This is a genomic window from Kosakonia sp. YIM B13571 (assembly GCF_042788095.1).
In the GTDB taxonomy this organism is placed as follows: Bacteria; Pseudomonadota; Gammaproteobacteria; order Enterobacterales; family Enterobacteriaceae; genus Kosakonia; species Kosakonia quasisacchari.
This window is the reverse complement of the sequence record NZ_JBHZPL010000002.1, coordinates 212,214-238,492: the sequence shown is the minus strand read 5'-3', so window position 1 is coordinate 238,492 and position 26,279 is coordinate 212,214. Positions and strand designations below refer to the sequence as shown.

The 26,279-nt window shown below is 50.9% G+C and carries 24 protein-coding genes; 14 read left to right on the top strand and 10 right to left on the bottom strand.

What is annotated here, in order from left to right; genetic code table 11:
• Positions 1-51 precede the first annotated feature (51 nt).
• The 3 genes from ACFX4O_RS06270 to ACFX4O_RS06260 form a co-directional block, all read right to left on the bottom strand.
• A complete protein-coding gene (locus ACFX4O_RS06270) occupies positions 52-2,934 on the bottom strand; it encodes an RHS repeat protein (protein ID WP_380207774.1) in 2,883 nt (960 codons plus the stop codon).
• A gap of 120 nt (positions 2,935-3,054) precedes the next feature.
• Entirely contained in the window at positions 3,055-3,324 is a 270-nt protein-coding gene (locus tag ACFX4O_RS06265; protein WP_017456654.1) for a hypothetical protein, read from the bottom strand.
• Between the two features lie 63 nt (positions 3,325-3,387).
• Entirely contained in the window at positions 3,388-4,290 is a 903-nt protein-coding gene (locus ACFX4O_RS06260; RefSeq protein WP_131412343.1) for a hypothetical protein, read from the bottom strand.
• Positions 4,291-4,660: 370 nt separating this feature from the next.
• Between ACFX4O_RS06260 and umuD the strand changes: the two genes are divergently transcribed.
• Both umuD and umuC read left to right on the top strand, forming a co-directional pair.
• Positions 4,661-5,095 carry a translesion error-prone DNA polymerase V autoproteolytic subunit gene (gene umuD, locus ACFX4O_RS06255; protein WP_380207773.1) on the top strand — a complete coding sequence of 145 codons (435 nt, stop codon included), beginning with the start codon at positions 4,661-4,663 and terminating at the stop codon, positions 5,093-5,095.
• On the top strand, positions 5,079-6,341 hold the full coding sequence (gene umuC, locus ACFX4O_RS06250) for a translesion error-prone DNA polymerase V subunit UmuC (RefSeq protein ID WP_380207772.1): 1,263 nt from the start codon (positions 5,079-5,081) through the stop codon (positions 6,339-6,341). Before umuD ends, umuC begins: the two co-directional genes overlap by 17 nt.
• 83 nt (positions 6,342-6,424) lie before the next feature.
• On the opposite strand, the gene fabV is transcribed toward umuC, so the two are convergent.
• A complete protein-coding gene (fabV, locus tag ACFX4O_RS06245) occupies positions 6,425-7,618 on the bottom strand; it encodes an enoyl-ACP reductase FabV (protein WP_380207771.1) in 1,194 nt (397 codons plus the stop codon).
• A complete protein-coding gene (locus ACFX4O_RS06240) occupies positions 7,618-8,130 on the bottom strand; it encodes a MaoC family dehydratase (protein WP_235855259.1) in 513 nt (170 codons plus the stop codon). The genes fabV and ACFX4O_RS06240 overlap by 1 nt, the downstream gene beginning before the upstream one ends.
• A gap of 454 nt (positions 8,131-8,584) precedes the next feature.
• Here ACFX4O_RS06240 and ACFX4O_RS06235 point away from each other — a divergent pair, with 454 nt between their 5' ends.
• The 5 genes from ACFX4O_RS06235 to ACFX4O_RS06215 all read left to right on the top strand — a co-directional run bounded on the left by ACFX4O_RS06235 (position 8,585) and on the right by ACFX4O_RS06215 (position 12,800).
• Positions 8,585-9,772: an acetyl-CoA C-acetyltransferase gene (locus ACFX4O_RS06235; protein ID WP_380207770.1), complete on the top strand. Its 1,188-nt coding sequence runs from the start codon at positions 8,585-8,587 to the stop codon at positions 9,770-9,772.
• Between the two features lie 40 nt (positions 9,773-9,812).
• Positions 9,813-10,550 carry an acetoacetyl-CoA reductase gene (phbB, locus tag ACFX4O_RS06230; protein ID WP_131412333.1) on the top strand — a complete coding sequence of 246 codons (738 nt, stop codon included), beginning with the start codon at positions 9,813-9,815 and terminating at the stop codon, positions 10,548-10,550.
• Between the two features lie 72 nt (positions 10,551-10,622).
• The gene (locus ACFX4O_RS06225; RefSeq protein WP_380207769.1) at positions 10,623-11,513 is read left to right on the top strand and encodes a phosphate acyltransferase; all 891 of its coding nucleotides are present in this window, start codon (positions 10,623-10,625) and stop codon (positions 11,511-11,513) included.
• 2 nt (positions 11,514-11,515) lie between these two features.
• Entirely contained in the window at positions 11,516-12,586 is a 1,071-nt protein-coding gene (gene buk / locus ACFX4O_RS06220) for a butyrate kinase (RefSeq protein ID WP_380207768.1), read from the top strand.
• Between the two features lie 10 nt (positions 12,587-12,596).
• Entirely contained in the window at positions 12,597-12,800 is a 204-nt protein-coding gene (locus ACFX4O_RS06215; protein WP_380207767.1) for a hypothetical protein, read from the top strand.
• Positions 12,801-12,877: 77 nt separating this feature from the next.
• On the opposite strand, the gene smrA is transcribed toward ACFX4O_RS06215, so the two are convergent.
• Complete coding sequence (gene smrA, locus ACFX4O_RS06210) at positions 12,878-13,441, bottom strand: DNA endonuclease SmrA (protein ID WP_380207766.1); 564 nt, start codon at positions 13,439-13,441, stop codon at positions 12,878-12,880.
• 521 nt (positions 13,442-13,962) lie between these two features.
• Between smrA and ogt the strand changes: the two genes are divergently transcribed.
• The 3 genes from ogt (at position 13,963) to uspE (ending at position 16,536) form a co-directional block, all read left to right on the top strand.
• Complete coding sequence (ogt, locus tag ACFX4O_RS06205) at positions 13,963-14,478, top strand: methylated-DNA--[protein]-cysteine S-methyltransferase (RefSeq protein ID WP_380207765.1); 516 nt, start codon at positions 13,963-13,965, stop codon at positions 14,476-14,478.
• A 209-nt stretch (positions 14,479-14,687) separates the two neighbouring features.
• Positions 14,688-15,440: a fumarate/nitrate reduction transcriptional regulator Fnr gene (fnr, locus tag ACFX4O_RS06200; protein WP_016496244.1), complete on the top strand. Its 753-nt coding sequence runs from the start codon at positions 14,688-14,690 to the stop codon at positions 15,438-15,440.
• 145 nt (positions 15,441-15,585) lie between these two features.
• Positions 15,586-16,536: a universal stress protein UspE gene (uspE, locus tag ACFX4O_RS06195; RefSeq protein WP_131412323.1), complete on the top strand. Its 951-nt coding sequence runs from the start codon at positions 15,586-15,588 to the stop codon at positions 16,534-16,536.
• Between the two features lie 29 nt (positions 16,537-16,565).
• Here the strand turns inward: uspE and ACFX4O_RS06190 are convergent, their stop codons facing one another.
• The 3 genes from ACFX4O_RS06190 to pntA form a co-directional block, all read right to left on the bottom strand.
• The gene (locus tag ACFX4O_RS06190; RefSeq protein WP_380207764.1) at positions 16,566-17,678 is read right to left on the bottom strand and encodes a mechanosensitive ion channel family protein; all 1,113 of its coding nucleotides are present in this window, start codon (positions 17,676-17,678) and stop codon (positions 16,566-16,568) included.
• A 106-nt stretch (positions 17,679-17,784) separates the two neighbouring features.
• A complete protein-coding gene (pntB, locus tag ACFX4O_RS06185; protein ID WP_380207763.1) occupies positions 17,785-19,173 on the bottom strand; it encodes a Re/Si-specific NAD(P)(+) transhydrogenase subunit beta in 1,389 nt (462 codons plus the stop codon).
• A 10-nt stretch (positions 19,174-19,183) separates the two neighbouring features.
• On the bottom strand, positions 19,184-20,713 hold the full coding sequence (gene pntA / locus ACFX4O_RS06180; RefSeq protein ID WP_380207762.1) for a Re/Si-specific NAD(P)(+) transhydrogenase subunit alpha: 1,530 nt from the start codon (positions 20,711-20,713) through the stop codon (positions 19,184-19,186).
• 502 nt (positions 20,714-21,215) lie between these two features.
• On the opposite strand from pntA, the gene ydgH reads away from it, so the two are divergent.
• Positions 21,216-22,160 carry a DUF1471 family protein YdgH gene (ydgH, locus tag ACFX4O_RS06175; RefSeq protein ID WP_380207761.1) on the top strand — a complete coding sequence of 315 codons (945 nt, stop codon included), beginning with the start codon at positions 21,216-21,218 and terminating at the stop codon, positions 22,158-22,160.
• Positions 22,161-22,352: 192 nt separating this feature from the next.
• Positions 22,353-23,735 carry an amino acid permease gene (locus ACFX4O_RS06170; protein ID WP_380207760.1) on the top strand — a complete coding sequence of 461 codons (1,383 nt, stop codon included), beginning with the start codon at positions 22,353-22,355 and terminating at the stop codon, positions 23,733-23,735.
• Here the strand turns inward: ACFX4O_RS06170 and ACFX4O_RS06165 are convergent.
• On the bottom strand, positions 23,732-24,067 hold the full coding sequence (locus ACFX4O_RS06165) for a GlpM family protein (RefSeq protein WP_131412311.1): 336 nt from the start codon (positions 24,065-24,067) through the stop codon (positions 23,732-23,734). The genes ACFX4O_RS06170 and ACFX4O_RS06165 overlap by 4 nt on opposite strands.
• Before the next feature lie 128 nt (positions 24,068-24,195).
• Between ACFX4O_RS06165 and rstA the strand changes: the two genes are divergently transcribed.
• Positions 24,196-24,918 carry a two-component system response regulator RstA gene (gene rstA / locus ACFX4O_RS06160; RefSeq protein ID WP_131412309.1) on the top strand — a complete coding sequence of 241 codons (723 nt, stop codon included), beginning with the start codon at positions 24,196-24,198 and terminating at the stop codon, positions 24,916-24,918.
• 21 nt (positions 24,919-24,939) lie between these two features.
• A complete protein-coding gene (gene rstB / locus ACFX4O_RS06155) occupies positions 24,940-26,235 on the top strand; it encodes a two-component system sensor histidine kinase RstB (protein WP_380207759.1) in 1,296 nt (431 codons plus the stop codon).
• Positions 26,236-26,279 lie beyond the last annotated feature (44 nt).

Sequence of the window (26,279 nt, the reverse complement as noted above, 5' to 3'; positions counted from 1 at the left end):
CGTAAAAACGGATTCGCCGAACAGCCCCCAACTCAGGCGCGATGCCCCTATTTAATGTAATAATTGCGAACTGATTGGCGCTTTATATCGCTGCATATAAAGTTTTACCTCATCAATAAATTCACGCTCTGAGATCGTGCTGGCATTAATTTTTTTGGCAATTTGCTGTGAGAAATCAATAAAACCTCTCACATCGTTTTCATGCCCCACCAGCGCGGCTCTGCCTATATTTTCAAGGGAAAGTTTGAGATTCCATCCTTTATCATTTTTCACTTTTCTTTTTACCGTATTTTTTAAAAAATTCGTCGCCATTGCCTCGGCACTGGCTAATGGCATTTCTATCCCCTCCAATAGAATCATCTCTGGTTTCTTCGGCGCGATATCGGCGGCCTCATCAACAGCGTTGAGCATATTGTCCGACACGGAATGAAGTGCCGCCGCACTTTTTATATGCGCCTCCTGGGCGACGTCAGCAGGTTCTTTAAAATCGCTATGTTTAATTTTTTCTATTGCTTCCTTTTTTTGCTCTTCGGTAAAGACTCTACGCACTCTTTTACGGCGGGTATTGCTGGCCATTGCTGTCAGGCTACTTTCCGTTACGTCATCTGCCTGAGTCAGCGCTTCACTCGTCGAAATTGCCGAAATATCCGCAGCGATCTCTTCCACCGGAGAAGCGATGAGCGGTGTGGGTTCACTCTTCTCAGAGGGATTTAAGCGCAGTGCTTCCAGCGCCTGGCTCATTTCTTCAGGGCTAAATACTCTGCGTCGTCTGTCGTTTCTTTTACTGTTCTTTATCCCCGTATCGCCAGACATGGACGCTGACGGGCTGGATCCTTGCTCTTCGCCATCCAGCGCTTTCGTCGGCATTAATCCGTCTTTATCACTCAGTGTTACAGGATTATTCCTGACCATTCTGTAGAGATTTAGCCCATCAAGCGTTCCTGCCCGGTCACTGGATAGCCACCGCCCCGCCCACGGCTGGTAGTAGCGAAACCCATAGTAATACAGCCCGGTTGCGTCACGCTCTTTGCCGGAGTACCTAATGGTTTTGTAATTTACTTCGGCCTGGCTGCGCGCCGTCAGGAGAGCCGTTCCACCGTACGGATAGAACTCTTCCATGCTGATGATTTCGCCCTCTCCGCTCAGCTCAAGCTGGCTGCTGCCGACCAGGTTATCGTAGCTGTAGCGTGTCTGGTCGTTCGCGATGTCTGCGGGTTTGCCGCTCTCCCAGTGCAGCACACGCACCTGCGCCCGTCCGGCTTCGCCGACGATAATCACCTGCAGGCTTTCTTCTGCATCGCCGTTTGTGGTACTTCGCAGCTCCAGCCCCGGCAGGTAAACCACTCGCTGCATCTGCGTACTGCCGCTGGTCTTTTGCATGCTGATTTTCAGGATCCGCTGGCTGCCGCCGTCATAGCGGTAGCTTTCCTGGTCGTCTGCGCTGTCGTCACGCGTCACCGGGCTCACCTTCTGCAACTCGTTACGCGACGTCCAGATCAGGGGCTGCCCCGCCAGCAGCTGTTTTTGTTGTCCACCAGCCGTGAACAAGGCATCCACATCAGACGGAGTAGTGGTCAGGGTGCTTAATACTCCCCGGTTACTGTGATCGCTGACGGTAATATCGGTTGTGTAATTGTGGTTCGTCGCGGGTGCGCTGTGGCGTATTTGCGTCAGATTACCGCCATTATCATAGCGATAGGTACGGATAAAACGGGTATATGCTGAGCTGTCTGTCGGAAGGGGAACAATGAAGGACGGTAAGTTGCTGCCCTGCTGATCGGCATTTGCCATCTCGCGTCCGGTGGCGCTAATCAGCTGATACAGGCTATCGTAGCTGTAGGTATTTTCAGGCACGACTTTCTGATTGCGCCAGAAACGGGTCTCTTCCGCATCGTTGCTGATGCTGAGCACGTTGCCCACGGGATCATATTCATAACGCAGATCCTGCAACACTTTCGCACCGGAAACGTGTCCCTCCGGGCGCGCCGTTTTTATTCCAGCCAGGCGCTGTGTCTCCGGTTCATAAAGGTATGTCGTCACCACGCCGTTACCATGTTCCTCACGCAACTTTTGACCCGCCGCGGAGTACGTCAGAGACCTCACGATAATTTGCTCTGTGCCGCCTTTCACTGTCAGCCAACTGCAGGACATCATTCCAGCCACATCGTACGCCATACGTTGCTGGTGACCCACTGCATCGGTGGTCGACAAAACTGCCCCGGTGGCATCGGAGGTTGTCAGAGTGATATAGGTTTCCGCCTCCAGCAAGTCGTTCCATGCGGAAGCATCCTGCCCTTGCCAGTTGACCTCCGTGTTCGGGTCGTCCACATCTTTCAGCAGACGGCGGGTAACAGAGAGAAGCACGCCCGTCAGAGCAACGCTGTCCTGCTGTATCAGACCTGCGGTGTCATAATAGCTAACACGCAGTCCGGCAAGGTTCTGCGCCTTCTCTGCATCGCTGTTACCGGCATAGACAAAGCGCTCTGCAATGCGGGCAGCTTCGCTGTTGACCTGCTCGGTGATACTTATCGGGCGGCCAGGCAACGAAGCGTCCTCGTACTGCCAGGTGCGGGTTACGGCCTGGTTTCTGTTCTCTGTACCATCGTCAGCGGTGTCAATATTGCTGACTGTTATAAACGGTCGACCCGCAGCATCGTTCAGCGCCACGGACGTTCCGTTATCAACGCCCTGTACACGCAGGACGTTTCCGGTCAGGCCAGTCAGGTAGCTGAAGTTTGCAAGGCCAGTATCGTGCAGGCGCGGGTCAGCGCTCTGCAGCAGGAAACCACGGACATTGTACTGGTGGTGGGTAATACGCTCACGGGTGGTGTCCGGCGAGTCGGGATGGCGATGATACGAGAATTCACGCACGGTCAGGCCACGGTTGTCGAGAACCGTGGCCGTCGGGGTTTTGCTGAATAAAGATGTGCTCATAGGAATCTCCTGGGGATGGTGTGCAGCCCGTCAGGCTACACAGAGATCATAGGAGACTTGCACTGGAGTGGGTACTTTCAGGGCTGGCTATATAAGACAAACAGCTAATCCTCAAAACCGTTACGGTTTCCAGTGACACTCCAGGCCGCAAACCGTCTGGATGAAGCTGCACAGGGCTTGCGCGCCTTCAGCAATAGTTGGAAAGGTGGCCGAATGGTATATACCCTCGCCATCTGCGCCAAACAGATGCTGATATTCCGGCTTAACATCGATGGAAGTGAATCGCCTTAACGTCTCGCGATTGCAACGAATGCGGTAACCATTTTTAAAGCGTTGTAGCATATGCACACCGGTAGTGGTATTACCGGTGCTTCTGGCAATATTTAACATCTAAGCATCTCCTCAATACGCGAAAAATAGTAACCCCCACATGACTGAACTTATGATGCTGTGCTATTTCCCTGTATTTTTTGGCAGCAAGTAATCCGGTGTTGTACGCCGGGTTATTAAGCCAGTGGTTTTAAAATGATATTGATAAGGGCCATCAATATAGAACGGCAACTCAATGATAGCCTTGTGGCTACTGCGCACATCCAGATAAGCAAACAGCTGGTAAATAGTCAGATCAGGGCAGAAAGCACGATTGTCATCACTGCATATCGTACCGTCATAGCGACTGATTCCATCGTCGTCATATTTCGCCGCGATTTCACCGCCTTCTACAGGGAGAGTTAATTGACCCTCTGAAACGTAATACATAATTTTCGGGTCGCTAATCACGCCTGCTTTCTCCTTCTGCATCACCAGAATCGTCGCCTTTGCTTGTTTATAGGGAGACGAAAGCTTTGCGACATCCTCAGACTCCAGCGTATACAGATACGTTTTTTCGCCCCGCATTTCGTCGCTATCTTCTGATACTTTCCATTTACCCGGCATCGCTGTCTCAAGGTAGGCATTTGCGAGCTCATAGTAGGCATTAACCCTGCTATCCGTTTCCTTTATATCTACGCCAGGCTGCATAACATTTTCAAAAGCAGCCAGCAATGGCGCGCTTTTTAATTTGACGACAGGTTCCGACGTACTGGCATCCAGTTTCTTGAGTTCAGGGAGATATTTAGCCCGATATGTATCACGATAAATTGATACGCACTTAGCGTCTTTGGCTACCGCCATTTCATAGTTTTCTAATGCCGTTTTCGTCAGGATCATAAGCTGCTGACTATCGCGAATTTCAACACTATCCACGTCCATCGCTGCCGGACATTTATTTGCTGCGGTTTTAGGTGCTGCACTCGCGTTAAAGCTGGTGCAGGCCGCAAGCAGCATGGCCGATGCGTAGGTTATTTTTTTGATCATGACTCATTCCTGTGTGTATTTATTATCTGTTTGGGTTGCGCCTGTATCTCGCATCGCCAGGCGTTCACGTTTAAATGTTTGCGGCACTTATATGCGCAAAGACCCGATTATTCGCTTGCACTCACAAACCGACACGCAGTGGCTCGCGGTAAGAGAACGGCTTCAATGCACTTGCATCAGGCATAAATGAGATTTTCCCTACGGAGAACAGTCTATTTTCACCCGCTTTCAGGTACCAGCTTTTGGCGAGACTTTTTAGCTAAATTCTTTGCTACTTCAAAGATTTCCTGAATGTGGCCCGCAGCGCCTCTTGATCAGCGACTGAATTTAGCAATACTGTATATAAATACAGTTAACCGAGTTCATCATCATGCGCTTCATCCCTTCCACCGAGAGTGATCACATCGTTCCCCTTCCGCTCTTTACTGAGCGCGTTCCCTGTGGGTTCCCAAGCCCGGCGCAGGATTATGTCGAGGAGCAACTTGATTTAAACAAACTGGTCGTAAAACACCCTAGCGCGACTTACTTTGTCAGGGTCAGCGGGGATTCGATGATCGGTGCAGGGATTAGCGATGGTGATTTGCTGGTGGTCGATCGCTCATTGAGCGCCGGGCACGGTGACATCGTTGTTGCAGCGGTTGCCGGGGAATTCACAGTGAAGGAGTTACGGACCCGCCCTGTTCTCCAGCTCATTCCGCATAATGTTCAGTATGCGCCGATTATTTTCCAGGCTGAGGAAGAGTTGCAGATCTTCGGCGTCGTGACATTTACGTTGAAATCAAACCGACATGTTCGCGCTTGTTGATGTGAATAACTTCTACGCCTCCTGTGAGACGCTGTTTCGCCCGGATCTCCAGGGGAAACCTGTCGTTGTTGTATCCAACAATGATGGATGCATTATTTCGCGATCGCGTGAGGCAAAAAATCTCGGCATAGATATGGCTGCGCCTTATTTCAAGATCAAAGATGAGCTTCATCGTCAGAACGTTACGGTATTTAGCTCAAATTATGCGCTGTATGCCGACCTCAGCAATCGGGTTATGTCGACACTCTCTGAAATAACCCCTTCCGTCGAGCTTTATTCCATTGATGAGGCTTTTATCAATCTGTCTGGCGTATCAAACTGTATTGCACTTGAGGCATTCGGCCACCAGATCCGTAATCAGATCTTGAAAAATATCGGGCTGACAACGGGCGTTGGCATTGCACCAACGAAAACCCTCGCCAAGGTGGCCAATTACGCCGCCAAAAGATGGGCCAGCGCCGGTGGTGTTGTGGATATGTCCTCCAGAGAGAGGCAACGTAAGTTACTGTTTCACGTGCCGATACATGAGGTCTGGGGCGTAGGACGCCGCATTAGTAAAAAGCTGGCGTTAATGGGCATTGAAAACGCGCTGCAACTTGCCGACAGCTCAACCTGGGTTATTCGTAAACACTTCAATGTTGTGCTGGAACGTACCGTGCGGGAACTGCGCGGCGAATCATGCCTGGCATTTGATGAGTTTCCACCAACCAAGCAGCAAATTATTTGTAGCCGCTCTTTTGGCAAGCGAATTACTCAGTATTCAGATATGCATCAGGCAATATGCGCCTATGCTGAACGCGCGGCAGAGAAATTACGCGCTGAACATCAATTCTGCCGATTCATCAGCGTCTTTATTCGTACCAGCCCACATGCGGATAATCGTATTTACTACGGAAACCAGGCATCCGTGACGTTGATGACGCCGACCAATGATACGCGCGACATTATACGTGCAGCGACAAGCTCGCTGGAGCAGATATGGCGGGAGGGACATCGCTATATGAAGGCTGGCGTGATGCTTTCAGATTTTTTCAGCAGCGGCGTTGCCCAGCTCAATCTATTTGATGAAAACCGCCCCCACGCGAACAGCGCGGTGCTGATGGAAACCATTGATCGTTTAAATACCTCAGGAAAAGGAAGCGTCTGGTTTGCAGGACAAGGAATTGAAAAAAACTGGGCGATGAAACGCGAAATGCTTTCCCCCGCCTATACAACACGCTATTCCGACCTGCCTGTCGTGAAATAAAGATCGTACAGAAGCCATAGTCGACCGCGATTTTCATCAACAAATGCGCCGATGGACTGGCGCATTTGTCATATCAGACATGCTTATGCATGGCTGTACTCTTTTACCAGTTGACGCAGATCCAGCTCAGAGGAGTAATCCACGTCCGGCATTGAGAAACCATTCAGCGCGTAAAATTCGGTGAGATACCCGGCAAAGTCGCCAATGGTTTTAAAGTTTTCGGTGGTGACCCGTTTTCTTAGCAACTCCACTGCTTGCTGGACATCGGGGCGCAGCTCGAAATCATCAAGGCGGATCCGCCGCTCGTCATCCGTGATGACGTTGCCCATTGGCGGGTAAAGGTGGTTCAGCATCAGTCTGTGCATCTGCTCAATGCAGGTTTCATGCAACCGCTTCTGCTTCATTACCTTGTACAACAACGTAATATATAACGGAAACATAGGGATAAACGCGCTGGCTTTGGTCACCAGCGCTTTGCAGACCACCGCATAGGCATGACCATTAATGCGCTGGAGCTGTGCGTCAAGATGATCGGCTGTTGCGTGCAGATGGGCTTTCGCCGCGCCTAACGCGCCCTCTTTATAGAGCGGCCACGTTGATTTCGGGCCAGTATAAGAGTACGCCACCGTTTTGAACCCCTCAGCCAGCACACCAGCAGCCGATAACATATCAATCCAGCGTTGCCAGTCTTCCCCGCCCATGACTTTTACCGTATCGGCAAGTTGTCGTTCGGTCACCGGTTCCAGCGTCTGGTTCACCATCTTGCGGGTTTCCAGGTCAAAACCCGGGCCGGAAAAAGCTTGCCCGCGCACGCCAAGCGTTGAGGTATAGCGCGTGCCATCCGGGCAAATACGCACGCCAGAGGCAACCGAATAGACAAGCAGATCAATGCTGCCGCCAAACTCCTGCTTGATGTACGCAATCACGTCGTTGCGGGTCGTATCGGAAAAAGCATCCGCGATAAAATTTTTCGCGATAAGCCCTTTCTCATGTGCCCGGCGACGAAAAAAAATATTGTTATACCATCCGGCGCTGCCCATACCTTTTTCACCCGGACTTTTTTCAAATGAAACGCCAATCGTATCGGCACCGCCACCAAAGGCCACCGCGATGCGTGAGGCCAGCCCATATCCGGAAGAGGCACCAATCACCAACACCTTGCGCGAACCATAGATTTCCCCATGCGATTCCACATAGTTAATTTGTTTATCAATGCCCAAGCGTAAACCTTCAGGATGGCAGTTCTTAGCCACATTGCCTTGAATAATAAGCTCCATCAGTTCACCTCCTCAGCCAGCGCTTTTTCCAGCGGCGGCAAAACGACGGCTTCACCGACAATAACCTGATCCCCATGCTGATTGGTGCACGTGGTTTTGAGCCGCACCCGGTTTTTTTCACAATTAATCGCGATAACTTCCGCCGTCGCCGTAATCGTATCGCCAATAAATGTTGGCTTAATAAATTTGAGGTCTTGTCCGAGATAAATAGAACCGTTGCCGGGTAATTTATTAGCAATGACCGCAGAGATAAGTCCACTTACCAAAATACCATGAACTACGCGTTGCCCGAATATACTTTCCCGCCCGGCACTCTCATCCAGATGAACGGGGTTGGTATCGCCTGATGCCAATGCAAAATCTGCGACGTCATTATCCGTCAATGTTTTTTTAAACTCTGCACACTGACCAATATGCAAATTGTGGATTGAATTAACCATAAAGCACACGTCCTTTTCAGATATATTTTGAAAGCGTTTAACGGAAGCATTTAGAGAAACAACTAATTGCATCCATATACACCTGCTTTTCCCAATTCCGTCAACCCCCATCGAGTTCTCATTAGCTATAAGAGTAACTTTATATTTATTTTTTTCAGATACAGCGCATTTATAAATAAATTCTTAAATTAGTTTTTTTACTTAAGACAAAATCGAAATGCGGAGCCGGCCTCATGGCGGTGAGTAGAGAAAAAATTGTGTTACCAATAAGATGCTTCCCACACCGTCAAGAAAGATCTACATGCAATCCTTATTAAAAGTTAAGAAAAAGATCATTACCAATTGAGCGATGATGAATGAAAAAACAAACAGACAAAGTCAGAAAATAAGGTTAATTACGAAAAAATAAGGAGCGTTTTAATTCTAAAGCCATTTTTAACAACTTTTAAGTATTGACGCATATCAATACTGCAGAAAGTTCTCTGGGCATTAATAGTTGAATCATTTAAATCAAAAGGTAATACAAATGAAGGACACGGATATTGTCGTTCTTGATTGTGCAAGAACTGCCATCGGCGTGCTTAATGGATCGCTTGCAGAAATTAGCGCGCCTCAATTAGGCGCCACGGTGATTAAAGCGCTTCTGGAAAAAATGGGAATTGCAGCAAAAGAGATCGATGAAGTTATTATCGGTCAGGTTCTTACCGCAGGAAGTGGACAAAATCCGGCGCGCCAAACATTAATTCAGGCAGGTATTCCAACCGATGTTCCGGCGCTGACAATTAATAAAGTGTGTGGTTCGGGGTTAAAAGCGCTGCAACTGGCATGGCAGGCGCTGAAATGTGGTGATGCCGAATTAATTATTGCCGGAGGGCAAGAAAGTATGAGCCAGGCACCGCATGTTTTACCCCATTCACGCAGCGGCATGAAAATGGGTAACTGGCCAATGCTGGACAGCATGGTGAAAGATGGCCTCTGGGATGCTTTTCATGATTATCACATGGGCATCACTGCCGAGAATGTGGCCGAAAAATATGCGATCACACGTGAAGAACAGGATGCTTTCGCCCTTGCGTCACAACACAAAGCGGCGATCACGTTAGAAACGCACCGTTTCGCCAGCGAAATTGTTCCGGTTGACATCACCCGACCTCGTAAAGAGCCCGTCCTGTTTGATACCGATGAATTTCCCCGTCCGCAAACATCGCGTGAAGGCTTAGCCAAACTCCGGCCAGCCTTTAAAGCCGACGGCACCGTCACCGCCGGCAATGCCTCAGGCGTTAACGATGGTGCGGCAATGGTGATCCTGGCTACGGCGAAAAAAGCGCGTGAGTTGGGGATCGCTCCGCTGGCCAGGATCGTGGCGTTCAGTACTTCAGGCGTCTTGCCAGAAATAATGGGAACCGGCCCCATCACAGCGTCTCGTCATGCGCTCGCCAGGTCGAACTGGCAGGTTGATGAGCTGGATCTTATCGAAGCTAATGAAGCCTTTGCCGCTCAGGCCATCGCCGTTAACCGGGAAATGGGTTGGGATCTCTCCAGAGTGAATGTCAATGGCGGCGCGATTGCGCTCGGCCACCCTATCGGTGCATCAGGCACGCGAATTTTCGTCTCTTTGCTCCATGAAATGCAGCGCAGAAAAAGCAAAAAAGGTCTGGCAACGCTGTGCATCGGCGGTGGCATGGGTATCGCCGTCACCGTCGAAATAGAATAACGCCGCTATTAAAAATGTTATTTAACGTGAGGAAATGATGATGGGTAAAGTTGCGCTTGTGACCGGTGGGATCCGCGGTATTGGTGGAAAAATAAGTCTTCACTTTCTGCTGGAGAATTACCAGGTTATCGCGATTGATACGGATGCGGATCGCCTGAAAGAGTGGGTTGAAATCCAGCAAGCAGCAGGGTTTGCCAAAGCCGATGCTATTCGATGCGACGTTAGCGATTACGCACAGTGTCAGGACGCAGTAGGCACGCTGCTGAAGCAATATGGCCATATTGACGTTCTGGTGAATAACGCGGGTATTACTCGCGATGCCACCTTAAAAAAAATGGATAAATCACAATGGGATGCGGTTATTCAAGTCAACCTGAACAGCATGTTCAATATGACCAAACCCGTTCTGGATAACATGCTGGCAAACCAGCGCGGGCGTATCATTAATATATCGTCGATAAATGGCCAGAAAGGACAGTTTGGCCAGGCTAATTATTCGGCCGCCAAAGCGGGTGTGCATGGTTTCACAAAAGCGCTGGCGCAGGAGGTAGCACGTAAAAATATTACTGTTAATACCATCTCCCCCGGCTACATCAACACCGAAATGATGCAGGCCATCCCCATCGATGTGCTGAAAACTATTGTGGCGCAAATCCCCGTTGGTCGCCTCGGCGAAGCCGATGAAATCGCCGAACTGGTCATGTATCTGTCGAGTGATAAGGCCGGGTTTATTACCGGCTCCAATATCGCCATCAATGGTGGCCAGCATATGTATTAAGGATATGTTAATTACGGGCCTCACCGGCGATACGTCTGGTGAGGCCATATCAGGGACTCAGGATCTTTTATCATGCTAGAAAAATTAAGTTCGTTTGTTGAGCTCGCGCGCAGGAAAAAGCCGAAAATAGTTGCCGTTGCCGCAGCAGAAGATTCTCATGCACTTGAAGCCATTAAATGGATTAGAAATGATGGACTGGCAGAGGCTATTCTGATTGGTTGCCGGAATAAAATAACCTCGCTCGCCGAAAATCTGAAATTTGATATCAGCCATATCGAAATAATAGATATTCCAGATAAAACTGAAGCCTGCAAAGAGGCGGTGCGAGTCGTCAAATCCGGGCAAGCGCATATTTTAATGAAAGGACTGGTCGATAGCGCCATTTATCTGCGAGCGATTTTAAATAAAGAGACTGGCATTGCGGCATCACGGCTTGTCACGCAATTAGCCTTTATCGAAAGCCCTCATTATCACAAGCTGTTTGCGATAACTGATGCGGGTATTACCATTACACCTGACCAGCAAGATAAAGCCACGATGATTGCTCAGTCGGTTAATGTCCTGCATCAGGTTGGGATCGCAGTGCCCAAAGTCGCGCTGATTGCCGCAGTTGAGCATATTACGCCAGCAATCGCCGCTACCGTGGATGCCGCGGCGCTGAGCGGCATCACTTACGATAACTGTATTGTTGAAGGTCCGCTGTCCATCGATTTGGCTTTTAATAAAGCATCCTGTCGACATAAAGGGTTGCATTCCCAGGTTGGCGGCGATATTGACCTGGCCATCCTTCCGGATATCAACAGCGCCAATGTCTTTTATAAAACGGTGATGCAGCTTGGCGGAGCATTGAGCGCAAGCACACTGACGGGAACAGCAAAACCGGTGGTATTTACCTCGCGATCAGACACCGCTAAAACAAAATATTTTGCTATTGCTTGTGCGATATCTCAATGCAAGGACTGACTATGTATATTTTGGTGATAAACCCAGGTTCAACGTCTACGAAAATTGCGGTATATAACAACCGCACGCAGCTTATTTACCGCACATTTAATCATAATGAAAATGAAATGGCGGCTTTTTCCACAATTCTGGATCAAAAGGCCTTTCGCAAACAGATTATTCTCGACGTATTGCAGGAGCATGGTTTTCGCTTAAATGACATTGATATATTTATCGGCCGCGGTGGACTGGTTCGTCATTTGCAAAGCGGCGTTTATCGTATAAATGATGATTATATTCACGATGCCAGTGTCGGGCTGAACGGTGAACATGCTTCTAATCTGGGAGCCATATTGGCCTGGGAACTCGCGCGGGTGGTAAATAAAGAAGAGATGGCTTATACCGTTGATCCTGTCGTCGTCGACGAATATGACCCGATAGCAAAAATATCCGGAATACCGGATATTTCACGCGTTGGCGCTTTTCACGCGCTGAATCAAAAGGCAGTCGCGCATCGTTATGCCACGGAAACAAACCGCCCCTATTCCACGCTTAAATTGATCGTTGCTCATTTAGGTGGCGGTATCAGCGTGGGTGCTCACCGCAATGGCCGTATTGTGGATGTGAATTCAGCCATGGGCGGCGATGGGCCATTCTCGCCAGAACGCGCAGGCCGCCTGCCCAGCTATGAATTATTAAAACTGTGCTTTTCAGGGCAGTACACGTATGCGCAATTGAAGAAAAAGTTGATTGGCGAAGGCGGCGTCTATGGTTATCTCGGCACCAAGGATATCCGCGACGTTGAACAACAGATTATGGATGGGAATAAAAAGGCGCGGGACATTCTGGAAGCGATGGCCTATCAAATAGCCAAAGAGATCGCCTCGTGCGCCGCCGTACTGGAGGGATGGGTCGATGCCATCGTCATTACCGGCGGCATTGCCTATAACAGAAGAATTGTCGAACTTATTCGTCAGCGCATCAGTTTTATTACACCTGAAATCGTCGTTTATCCTGGTGAGGATGAAATGTTCGCGCTGGCCGATGGGGTGCTGGCAGCGATGGAAGGTCAAAGAGAGTTAGTTGAATACTGAACAGGTATAAATGATGGGTAAAAAGAATATTGTATTGTTTCCAAATCAAATCACCGTGACAAAACCTAATGGCAGTGTATGCCTGAACATCAATTTCAACGATGGGCGGGATGATATTTCAATTGAGCTGAATAGTACGGAGACAGAACATCTTTCAAGCGCGCTGGGTACCCGGCAAAATGAAATCCTTATTGCGGCCGAATATGCGGATTAAAAAAATAACGGGAACCTGACCGGTTCCCGCCTTTTATTTACCATTCACAAGCTAATTTCCAGTCACTACTGCGTTCTTCAACGGCTGCGTTTTGCATGCCGTTCCCAGTTATCCTGCTTCGCCTGCTCAGACTTGCGAAGCGCGACATAGCAAGCACCACTTCCGCCATGGTGCGGCAACGCGGTACAAAACGCCTGAACCTCATCAAATTCAGGCAACCAGCGCGCCAGATAACTCCGAATGATATTCGCATGCGAACCGTCTTCACGCGCTTTACCATGAATGATATGCACATTGCGTAGCCCATCCTGGCGCGCATGATAGATAAAACGGAACACCCTTTGTCGGCACTGCTCTACCGGCAGGCGCAGTAAGTTCAGGCTTGCCTGTTGGCCGTATTTCCCCTGGCGTAATTTATCAAGCACCCCTTGTTGCAGGCCTTCTCGTTTGAACTCCAGTGGTGAACCAAGCGGAACAATATCCAGAAACCCGGTGGTCAGAAAGTTGTCGAGTTGCAGCATGTCGACGCGTTGTAACGTGCGTGAATTGTGGCTCGGTTGCCAGTGCACATCGGCACTGCGCTTCAGGGGTTGGACATCTTCCATGGCGTCAAGGAAAAGCGATTTGTCGTCAGGGTTCATAGGGCAATCCTCCAGCTACTTCTGACCCCGTACTATAGCTGGCAGGGCCTGAGCTCACAATGATGGGTGCCAAATTGGCTTTTGCACATGAAAAAGGAATAACGGTCGGTTCTCCTGGACGATATTCCAATAACATCACTCTTAGTAATGTTATGAAAATCTAAGCTTAAGAAAAATTAATATTCTGAATTTCAGTTAAAATATCGTGAAATCAATCACCAATTCTTACTGGAAATATTATGCAGGAACGCTATAACTATATTTACCGCGCAAGGATGAAAATGCATAAAATAACGAACGGATGCGCTGCTGTGTGTACTGTAGAGCCTGACGGATGTCGGCAGGCTCTATTTTTTTATTCGCAAAACAAGTGCAATATATCATCTATTAAATAATGCATACTTCGCAGACTATTATTTCACCAGCTTATTTCTTTGCTCAGAATATAGGCCCTTTTGGGGTATAGCAGCATCGCTGTACGTTTGATAAATTGACGCCGTTGCCCATTGAAAGGATGCCAGATGCTGACTTTGCTTGAAGATAATATTTCCACGCCGCTTGGCCCGTTGTGGATACTGTGTGACGAACAATTCCAGCTTCGCGCGGTTGAATGGGAAGAACACAGCGATCGGATGGTTGAATTACTGAATATCCACTATTGCCGGGAGGGTTACCAGCGAGTGGCGGCGCATAATCCGGGCGGATTAAGCCAAAAATTGCAGGATTATTTTGACGGCGATCTGGCCGTGATTGAAACACTGCCGACGGCAACTGGCGGCACGCCTTTTCAGCGCGAAGTATGGCAAGCGCTACGCACCATTCCCTGTGGTCAGGTGATGCACTATGGTCAGTTGGCGGGAAAACTGGGACGCGCAGGTGCAGCGCGCGCTGTTGGCGCAGCGAATGGTTCCAATCCGGTGAGTATTGTCGTGCCTTGCCATCGTGTTATCGGCAGTAACGGCACGATGACGGGATATGCGGGCGGCGTGCAGCGAAAAGAGTGGTTGCTACGCCATGAAGGGTATCTTCTATTGTGAGAAAAAACGCATATTTAGCGTTCTTTTCCCCCTCTTTTGTGGTAAAGGCCTTAGCGAAATGATGGAATTTCAAAGAGATGGTGCAATGTCATCTCTTTTCATTTCTGCCTCCCGTTTTATTAATCGTGAATTGACGTTTTACCAGGCTTACGCGCCCAGCAAAAAGATGTTAAAATTGACCAATATCAATTACGGCGTTGAGCAGACCTATGATCCCGGAAAAGCGAATTATACGACGCATTCAGTCTGGCGGTTGCGCAATCCATTGCCAGGATTGCAGCATTAGCCAGCTTTGCATCCCCTTTACTCTGAATGAACATGAGCTGGATCAGCTCGATAACATCATTGAGCGTAAAAAGCCCATCCAGAAAGGTCAGACCTTGTTCAAAGCCGGGGATGAATTGAAATCGCTCTACGCTATCCGTTCCGGTACGATCAAAAGCTACACCATTACCGAACAGGGCGACGAGCAGATCACCGGTTTCCATCTGGCGGGTGATTTGGTGGGCTTTGATGCCATTGGTACCGGCCATCACCCGAGTTTCGCACAGGCGCTTGAAACATCCATGGTTTGTGAAATCCCGTTTGAAACGCTGGATGACCTCTCGGGTAAAATGCCCAATCTGCGTCAGCAGATGATGCGTCTGATGAGCGGCGAGATCAAAGGCGATCAGGATATGATTCTGCTGTTATCGAAGAAAAATGCAGAAGAGCGCCTGGCTGCGTTTATTTATAACCTCTCACGCCGTTTTGCACAGCGCGGTTTCTCCCCGCGTGAATTCCGCCTGACGATGACGCGTGGCGATATCGGCAACTATCTGGGCCTGACCGTGGAAACCATCAGCCGTTTGCTGGGGCGTTTCCAGAAGAGCGGAATGCTGGCGGTGAAAGGGAAATATATCACCATTGAAAATAGCGACATGCTGGCGCAACTGGCCGGCCATGCACGCAACGTTGCCTGAGTTTTTCCCCGCTTGATATCACCTTTGCCTGGTCATTAAATTTATCTGATTTATTGATCTGGCGAAGGCTTTCCCCTGTTTCATTCAGCACTTATGGGTTATCTTTTACTGACAGACTGTGGTGACAGATGTAAGGAGACCCTGTATGGCTAAGTATCAGAATATGTTGGTCGCCATCGATCCCAATCAGGACGATCAGCCAGCGTTACGACGTGCTGTGTATTTGCATCAACGGATTGGCGGCCGCATTAAAGCGTTTTTGCCGATTTATGACTTCTCTTACGAAATGACCACCCTTCTGTCCCCTGACGAACGTACCGCAATGCGCCAGGGCGTCATCAGCCAGCGTACTGCGTGGATCCGTGAGCAGGCGAAATACTATATTGACGCGGGTGTGCCAATCGAAATCAAAGTGGTCTGGCACAATCGTCCCTTCGAAGCCATCATTCAGGAAATTCTGGCGGGTGGACACGATTTACTGCTGAAGATGACCCACCAGCATGACAAACTGGAATCCGTTATTTTTACTCCAACCGACTGGCATCTGCTCCGTAAATGCCCGTGCCCGGTGTGGATGGTGAAAGACCAGCCCTGGCCTGAAGCCGGACGTGCCGTTGTCGCAGTCAATCTCGCCAGCGAGGAGATTTACCACAACTCGCTGAATGAAAAACTGGTCAAAGAGACGCTGCATCTGGCCGAACAGGTTAACCATACCGAAGTTCATCTGGTTGGCGCTTACCCGGTGACGCCTATCAACATCGCGATTGAACTGCCGGAGTTTGATCCCAGCGTATACAACGACGCAATTCGCGGTCAGCACTTGCTGGCGATGAAAGCGTTACGGCAGAAATTTGGCATCGATGAAAAACTCACGCATGTGGAGAAAGGGTTACCCGAAGAGGTGATCCCGGATCTGGCTGAGCACCTGCAAGCAGGGATTGTTGTGCTTGGCACCATCGGGCGAACCGGGATCTCCGCCGCCTTCCTTGGTAACACTGCCGAGCAAGTTATTGATCATCTGCGTTGCGACTTGCTGGTCATTAAACCCGATGAGTACCAGACGCCCGTCGAGCTGGACGACGAAGAAGACGACTAAACAAGCAACCCGCCGCGAGGCGGGTTTTTTTATACAGCCGTTTGTTCCCTTTGTGGTTCTGCGGGCGACGTTTCGACAGCCACTCCCCCTTTCACCACTACGCACGGCAGTGCCAGTTCAATCCCCTCTGCAGCCAGATGCTCCATGATGCGGATATTGATTTCTTGCTGAATATCCATGTAGGTGTTGTAGTCCGCCGAATTGACGATATGCACCACTTCAAAATTCAGCCGATCGGTACCAAACCCCAGGAAATGGGCGCGGTCAAAGCGCGTGTTGCCAACATCAGTGATGATGGCGCGTACCATTTCACCCACTTTACGCAGCTTCTCCGGCGGCGTAGTGAGCGCCAGACCAAAGGTGAAGACGATGCGCCGGGTCTGCATACGTTTGTAGTTATGTAGCGTTTGTTGAAGCAAGATGGCGTTACCGCAAACAATCTGCTCCCCGCTCAGGCTACGAATACGCGTCGTCTTCAGGCCAATATGCTCAATGGTGCCAGCAACGTCGCCGAAAACGACGAAGTCACCGATCTCAAAAGGTTTATCAAAGCCGATAGAAAGCGAGGCGAAAACATCGCTGAGAATGGTTTGCACCGCCAGCGCAATGGCGATACCGCCCACGCCAAGGCTGGCGACCAGCGCGGTAATGTTGACCCCGACATTCGCCAGAATCGATAACAACATCATCGTCCAGAGCATCATGCGCAGCAGCAGACCGGCAATCACCATGGTGACCGGGTTTTTACTGGTATTGGGCGAGAACATCAAGTGACGCATCCACGACACCACGCCCTGATCAAGCCAGAGGGCGATTTGAACCGCCAGCACTAAAAACCAGGCGTGCCCGAGTGTGGTAAACAGGTGATTGGGGAGATCGACAAACCGCAGGCTGAAGAGTAACGCCGCCACAAAGAGCAGGAATTTGCTGGTGCGCCTGAGCATATCCACCACAACATGCTGCAGCCTGCCGACGCCGCTCTGTTTTTCACTCCAGTTGCGCGCGCCTTTCAGCACCACATTCAGTAAGTAGGTGAACAGCCAGTAGACAACCAGCGTAACGATAACCACCGTGGCAAGACCAATCCAGAATGATGACAGCATCAATATGGATATGAAGTCAAAACGTGACAAAAACGTCATCCTTCCTCCTCATAAAAAACATGAAGATAAAAGTATAGACACACTGCTTTCGCCAATGCAGACCAAAAAAAACCGCTCCGAAGAGCGGTTTTTCAATCGATACGCATTACAGCGCTTTGAGGATAGCGTCAACGCTGGCTTTGGCATCGCCAAACAACATCTGCGTGTTCTCTTTAAAGAACAAGGGGTTTTGCACGCCCGCGTAACCGGTGTTCATGGAACGTTTGAACACAATCACGTTCTGCGCTTTCCACACTTCCAGCACCGGCATACCTGCGATCGGGCTCTTCGGATCATCCTGCGCCGCCGGGTTAACCGTGTCGTTCGCACCAATAACCAGCACGGTGTCGGTGTCGGCGAAATCATCGTTGATTTCGTCCATTTCCAGCACGATGTCGTAAGGCACTTTCGCTTCTGCCAGCAGTACGTTCATATGGCCCGGTAAACGTCCGGCAACCGGGTGAATACCGAAACGCACCTTCACGCCGCGCGCGCGCAGTTTTTCGGTGATTTCCGCCACCGGATATTGCGCCTGCGCCACCGCCATGCCGTAGCCTGGGGTGATGATAACCGAATGCGAGTTTTTCAGCAGCTCGGCGGTCTCTTCGGCATTGATTTCACGGTGCTCGCCCGCTTCTTCATCGCTACCGGTTGAGGAACCATCAGTACCAAAACCACCGGCAATCACGCTGATAAAGGAGCGGTTCATCGCCTTACACATAATGTAAGAGAGGATCGCACCGGAAGAGCCGACCAGCGCACCGGTAACGATCAGCAGGTCGTTGCTGAGCATAAAGCCCGCCGCCGCCGCCGCCCAACCGGAATAGGAGTTCAGCATGGAAACCACTACCGGCATATCCGCACCACCGATAGATGCCACCAGATGCCAGCCAAACACCAGCGCAATCATCGTCATGATCAACAGCGCCAACACTTGCAGACCAACACTTTCAGCGCGTACAAACACCAGCAGCAACACGAAGGAAACCACTAATGCCGCCAGATTAAATTTGTGGCGATGCGGCAGCATCAGCGGCTTCGAGGAGATCTTCCCGCGCAATTTACCGAAAGCGACGATAGAACCCGTGAAGGTCACCGCACCAATGAAGATGCCGAGGAACACTTCCGTCAGGTGAATATTCACCAGCACCGGATCCAGTCCCACTTCGTGGTCAAGATAGCTGTTAAAACCGACCAATACCGCAGCCAGGCCGACAAAGCTGTGCAGTACCGCCACCAGCTCTGGCATTTCGGTCATTTCAACTTTCTTCGCCAAGCGAATACCAATCGCGCCGCCGATAATCATCGCCACTAAAATCCAGGCGACATTCCCGGTGTCCGGGCCAAAGATGGTTGCAATTAGTGCAATCGCCATCCCGGCGATACCAAAGTTATTCCCCTGCTGAGACGTTTCGTGTTTAGAAAGCCCCGCCAGACTGAAAATAAACAGGATCGCGGCAACAATGTATGCAGCTGTAACTAATCCTCCAGACATCTGTTACCCCTTAGTTCTTCCGGAACATTTTCAGCATGCGCTGAGTGACGGTGAAACCACCAAAAATATTAATGCTGGCAATCAGTACCGCAATAAAACTCAAGAAGCTGACCCAGCCGCCGTGACCAATCTGCAAAAGCGCACCAACAACGATAATGCCGGAAATCGCGTTAGTCACCGACATCAGCGGCGTGTGCAGTGCATGCGAGACGTTCCACACCACGTAGTAACCCACCACGCAAGCCAGTGCGAAGACGGTAAAGTGGCCGAGGAACTCTTTCGGTGCAACATCGGCGAGCCAGCCAAACAGGATGATCGCCAGAGCCATAAAGGCATATTTCCGCCACGGCGAAGCCGGTTTGGCCTCTTCTTTTGGTGCAGCGGCAGCTTTTGGCGCAGCCTGCGGTTGTGCAGAAACCTGAATCGGCGGTGCCGGCCAGGTGACTTCACCGTCGCGAACCACGGTAACCCCGCGAACCACAACGTCATCAAAATCGACAACCACGTTGCCGTCTTTCTCAACGCACAGCAATTTCAGCAGGTTGACAAGGTTGGTGCCGTAAAGCTGGGAAGACTGCGTGGGCAAACGGCCAGGCAAATCGGTATAACCGATCACTTTCACGCCATTGGCGGTGGTGCTGACCTCGTTCGGTACCGTGTATTCGCAGTTACCGCCGTTTTGCGCGGCAAGGTCAACAATCACGCTGCCCGGCTTCATGGAATCCACCATTTCACGGGTGATCAGCTTCGGTGCGGGTTTCCCCGGAATAAGCGCAGTGGTGACAATGATGTCGACATCTTTCGCCTGGGCTGCGAAGAGGTCCATTTCTGCTTTGATAAAGGCTTCGGACATCACTTTCGCGTAACCGTCGCCGCTGCCCGCTTCCTCCTGGAAATCCAGCTCCAGGAACTCGGCGCCCATACTCTGCACCTGCTCTTTGACTTCAGGACGCGTATCGAACGCACGCACAATGGCCCCAAGACTGTTGGCCGCGCCAATCGCTGCCAGACCGGCAACACCCGCGCCAATCACCATCACCTTCGCCGGTGGCACTTTACCTGCCGCCGTGATCTGCCCGGTAAAGAAACGGCCGAATTCATGCGCCGCTTCAACAATCGCACGATAGCCCGCAATATTGGCCATTGAGCTCAACGCATCCAGCGACTGGGCGCGGGAGATGCGCGGCACGGAATCCATTGCCATCACAGTAATGTTGCGCGCGGCCAGCTTCTCCATTAATGCCGGATTTTGCGCAGGCCAGATAAAACTCACCAGTGTCGTGCCCGGATTAAGCAGCGCAATCTCTTCGTCATCCGGCGCGTTAACTTTGAGGATAACGTCTGAATGCCAGACGTTGCTCCCATCGACAATCGTCGCCCCAGCCTGGACGAACGCATCGTCGTCAAAACTTGCCAGCTTGCCCGCGCCGCTTTCAATCGCGACGGTAAAACCCAGTTTAAGCAGTTGCTCGACCGTTTTCGGCGTCGCTGCAACGCGGGTTTCATTGGCCAACCGTTCTTTAGGTACACCAATACGCATAGTTTTCCCTTCCATCGGTTTTAGATGATGGTTTGTCAGTGGTTCCGGCGCGGTTATTTACTCAACGCTGCGGAAAATAAAACAGTAACAAACTTTCTATAACCTACTGAAAATAACGCCTGTGATCCACAGCCGGAAAAGAGAAATTATGCATTTATCCGTGAAAATTAACTGTTGGAGGCCGCAGGCAAGGTTATTTGCCTTAAATTCCCGCATACAGGCCGATATTCCGCTCAAGCAAAGCGGCAAAACACGATTAATCTCCAGTGAAGATTCGCTTTTTAACAATGTATTAACTTAAAAAAGTCATAACCTTTATCGGTTTTGCTGGTCAAGCGTCTGTTTTTTCAACATATCACTAAAGGTTATCGTTATTTCCCCCTCAGCCGCACAGTCAGTGAAAAATGACGCAGACAGTCGCGCTGTTTAAATGCAATAATCACCGACGTTTTCCCAACAACAACACCAGTTTATGGTTTGCGCAAGGCGAAGGATTATTTTTATGAAGCTTAAGTACACCCTCCTGGCGTCAGCACTTCTCTCGGCAACGGCATTTACCGCCAACGCAGCGACAGAGTTAACACCGGAGCAAGCGGCAGCGGTAAAACCTTACGATCGCATTGTGATCACCGGCCGTTTTAATGCCATTGGCGACGTCGTTAACGCAGCATCCAAACGCGCGGATAAAGAAGGTGCCGCATCATTTTACGTTGTTGATAGCTCCGACGCGGGCAACAGCGGCAACCAGCGCGCGACGGTTGATTTATACAAGGCTGACGCAGCAAAAGCGGAGCGCCCTGCTTTCCGTGTTATTAACGGCGTGACGGAGCTACCGAAAGATCAAGCGATTGCGCTTCAGCCGTACGATACGGTGACCGTTCAGGGTTTCTTCCGCACCCAGCCGGAAGTGAACGACGCCATTACTAAAGCCGCTAAAGAGAAAGGCGCAGCCTCTTTCTTTATTGTTCGTCAGGTTGATGCAAACCAGGGCGGCAACCAGATAATCACAGCCTTTATTTATAAAGCCGACGCGAAAAAGCGCGTTATCCAGAGCGCGGATGCTATCCCGCGTGACTCGGATGCGGGCCGCGCCGCGCTGGCAAAAGGCGGTGAAGAAGCGAAAAAAGTTGAAATCCCAGGCGTCGCCAGCGATGCGACCGCAGGCGTCGGTGTCGGTCGTTTCTTCGAAACCCAATCCTCTTCCGGCGGTCGTTACAGTGTCACTCTGCCTGACGGCACGAAGGTTGAAGAGGTGAATAAAATCACCGCTGCCCAAATGGTGCCTTTCGACAGCATTAAGTTCACCGGCAACTATGGCAACATGACCGAGATCTCTTACCAGGTCGCCAAACGCGCCGCGCAGAAAGGTGCTAAGTACTATCACATCACCCGCCAGTGGTCAGAAAGCGGCAACAACATGACCATCAGCGCCGATCTGTATAAATAATCTGCATTTATGCATCAGGCGGCTACGGCCGCCTTTTTTATTTTTTTACCCTTTTTCGTGAAATTGTCGCCCCACCTCATTGCATGGCTCGTCGACTCTCCGTAAAATCCCGCGCCTTAGTGATATCCACCATATTTATGCGCCACGGCAAAATAATTATTCTGGATTAGTTGCTTTTTTGACAGGATAACCATGGAAAAGAAACTTGGCCTTAGCGCTTTAACTGCGCTGGTTTTAAGCTCAATGCTAGGCGCAGGCGTTTTCAGCCTGCCGCAAAATATGGCGGAAGTTGCCAGCCCGGCAGCGCTGATCATTGGCTGGATAATCACTGGTGCAGGAATTTTATTACTCGCCTTTGCCATGCTGATCCTGACCCGCATTCGCCCGGATCTGGATGGCGGCATATTTACCTACGCCCGCGAAGGTTTTGGTGAGTTGATTGGCTTTTGTTCGGCCTGGGGATACTGGCTGTGCGCGGTTATCGCTAACGTCTCTTATCTGGTTATCGTCTTTTCCGCGCTGAGTTTCTTTACCGATACACCGTCGTTGCGCTTGTTTGGCGATGGCAACACCTGGCAATCGATTGTTGGCGCATCCGCGTTATTGTGGATTGTGCATGCGCTGGTTCTGCGCGGCGTACAAACCGCTGCGAGTATCAATCTGGCAGCGACGCTGGCGAAACTGGTGCCGCTCGGGCTGTTTGTTGTGCTGGCGGCGCTGGCGTTTAACCTCGACAAGTTCCGCCTTGATTTCAGCGGCATTGCGCTGGGCGTTCCGGTGTGGGAGCAGGTTAAAAACACCATGCTGATTACCCTGTGGGTATTTATTGGTGTCGAGGGCGCGGTTGTGGTCTCCGCCCGGGCGCGCAATAAGCACGATGTCGGCCGCGCCACACTGCTCGCCGTGCTGGCGGCATTAACCGTCTACCTGCTGGTTACCCTGCTTTCGCTCGGCGTTGTCCCCCGCCCGGAACTGGCGGAAATGCGCAACCCATCAATGGCCGGTCTGATGGTGAAACTGCTGGGTAGCTGGGGCGACGTCGTTATCGCGGTGGGTTTAATTGTTTCAGTCTGCGGCGCGTACCTGAGCTGGACGATTATGGCAGCGGAAGTGCCGTTACTGGCAGCAACCCATAAAGCGTTCCCGAAGATCTTCGCACGGCAGAATAAAAACAACGCACCGGCTGCCTCTTTGTGGCTGACCAATATCAGCGTACAGGTTTGCCTGGTACTTATCTGGCTCACCGGTTCGGATTACAACACGCTGCTGACCATCGCGTCAGAGATGATTCTGGTGCCCTATTTCCTCGTCGGCGCGTTCCTGTTGAAGATCGCGCAGCGTCCTTTGCACCAGGCGGTGGCAATCGGCGCTTGTCTGTATGGTTTATGGCTATTGTATGCATCCGGTCCGATGCATTTATTACTGTCGGTGGTGCTCTATGCACCGGGTCTGCTGGTGTTTATGTACGCCCGTCACACGCATGAGATGACGGAAATGCTCAAGCAATATGAAAAAGCGCTGATTGGCGCATTGCTAATCGCCGCCGTTCCAGCCACCTGGATGCTGATGCGCTAGTGCAGGCGGCTCCAGCAGTAAATTAACAGCCAGGCGCTGAGGCTCCAGCAGATTACCGCACAGCCCAGCGCCGGCCAGACCCGCATAAAACCGGTGAAATACCAGAGCGACAACAAATAGATAAAATAGGGAATAATGGCCCACATGCCGAACACGATCGTGGTGCGCAGCGCCTCAACTCCACGTTCGGTGGCGACAATATAGTGCGCAATCAGCGCGAAAGTCGGAAATAACGGGATTAACCCGGCAATATAGTAATTTTTTGTTTTGGCTAACAGACCAATCAACAGTACTACCAGCGCCCCGATAGCCGCTTTAATCACCAACCCCATGATTTTACCTTTATCACTGCAACAACAACGACCTACAGCATAACGGAAGCCTCTTCGTTTAGAAAAGATTAATGGCAGCTTATAGCAAGGCGGTGTATGTTGACGTTTTTGAACAATCGCGATGGCTTATGAATAAGATCGTTTTTGTGGAAGATGACCCGGAAGTGGGCGCACTGATTGCTGCTTATCTGGGCAAACACGATATGGACGTCATTGTCGAACCCAGAGGTGATCGTGCCGAAGAGGTAATCGCCCGCGAAAAACCCGAACTGGTACTGCTGGATATCATGCTGCCCGGTAAAGATGGCATGACTTTGTGCCGTGACCTGCGTAACCAGTGGAACGGCCCGATTGTGCTGCTCACCTCGCTGGACAGTGATATGAACCATATTCTTTCACTGGAGATGGGTGCCAACGACTATATTCTCAAAACCACGCCGCCCGCCGTATTGCTGGCGCGCCTGCGTTTGCATTTGCGCCAGCGCAGCAGTGCGAATACCGTCGCCGAACCCGCAACTCCCTCGCTGAAACAGCATAAGACGATCAGCTTCGGCACCTTGTCTATCGATCCCGTTAACCGCCAGGTACTACTGGCCGGGCAACAAGTCGCCCTCTCCACTGCCGATTTTGAATTGTTGTGGGAATTAGCGACTCATGCCGGGCAGATTATGGACAGGGATGCGCTGCTGAAAAACTTACGTGGTGTAAGTTACGATGGCATGGATCGCAGTGTTGATGTGGCGATTTCCCGTCTGCGTAAAAAATTGCTCGACAGCGCAACGGAACCCTACCGAATTAAAACCGTCCGCAACAAAGGCTATCTGTTTGCCCCGCATGCGTGGGACAACTAAAACGCACAACCAGGTGTCGCTATGAAAAAGCTGTTCGTCCAGTTTTACCTTTTGCTGTTCGTCTGCTTTCTGGTCATGACGATGCTGGTGGGTCTGGTTTATAAATTCACCGCCGAGCGCGCTGGCCGCCAGTCCCTTGACGATTTGATGAAAAGCTCGCTGTACCTGATGCGTAGCGAGCTGCGCGAGATCCCGCCCAATCAATGGGCCAGGACCCTGAAGGAACTGGATCTCAATCTGTCGTTTAATCTGCGCATTGAACCGATGAGCAAATACACGCTGGAACCGCGCCCGGCGCAACGGCTGCGTGAAGGCGATATTGTAGCGCTCGATTCGGAATACACATTCATCCAACGCATTCCCCGCAGCCACTATGTTTTGGCGGTCGGCCCGGTGCCGTATCTTTTTTTCCTGCATGAAACGCGGCTGCTGGATATGGGCTTGATGGCGCTGATTGCTATCTCTCTCGCCTTTCCGGTATTTATCTGGATGCGCCCGCACTGGCAAGAGATGTTACGGCTTGAATCGGCAGCACAACGCTTCGGCGAGGGGCATTTAGAAGAGCGCATTCATTTTGACAGCGCCTCGAGTTTTGAGCGGCTCGGTATCGCCTTTAACCAGATGGCGGACAATATCAACGCACTGATCGCCAGTAAAAAGCACCTTATAGACGGCATAGCCCACGAACTGCGCACGCCGTTGGTCAGGCTGCGTTACCGGCTGGAGATGAGTGAAAACCTCAGCGAAACCGAGCACGCGGCGTTGAATCGCGATATCGGGCAATTGGAGGCATTGATTGAAGAATTGCTGACGTACGCCCGTCTCGATCGCCCGCAAACCGAGTTGAAACTCACCTCGCCTGATCTGCCGGCGTGGTTCAGCAGCTACCTTGACGATGCGCGCAGCATGAACCCGCAGCACACCTTTTTGCTGACAACAACGCCCGGTGAAGATTACGGTGCGCTGGATATGCGCCTGATGGAGCGTGTTCTGGATAATCTGCTGAACAACGCCCTGCGTTACAGCCAGCAAACGGTAAAAGTCACCTTACAACGCGAAGGCTCACAAGCCTGCATGATCGTTGAAGATGATGGTCCCGGCATTGCGCCCGAAGAGCGCGAACGGGTGTTTGAGCCCTTTGTTCGCCTCGATCCCAGCCGCGACCGCGCGACCGGCGGCTGTGGCCTGGGTCTGGCGATTGTGCATTCCATCGCACAGGCTTTCGGCGGGGAAGTCAGTTGCGGGCAGAGCGAACTGGGCGGCGCGAAATTTTCTTTCCACTGGCCGATTTACCACAACATTGTTTTGCCCTCCTGACCATTAACTGCACAGTGGCCGAATCCTGGCGATTGTGCTACAAC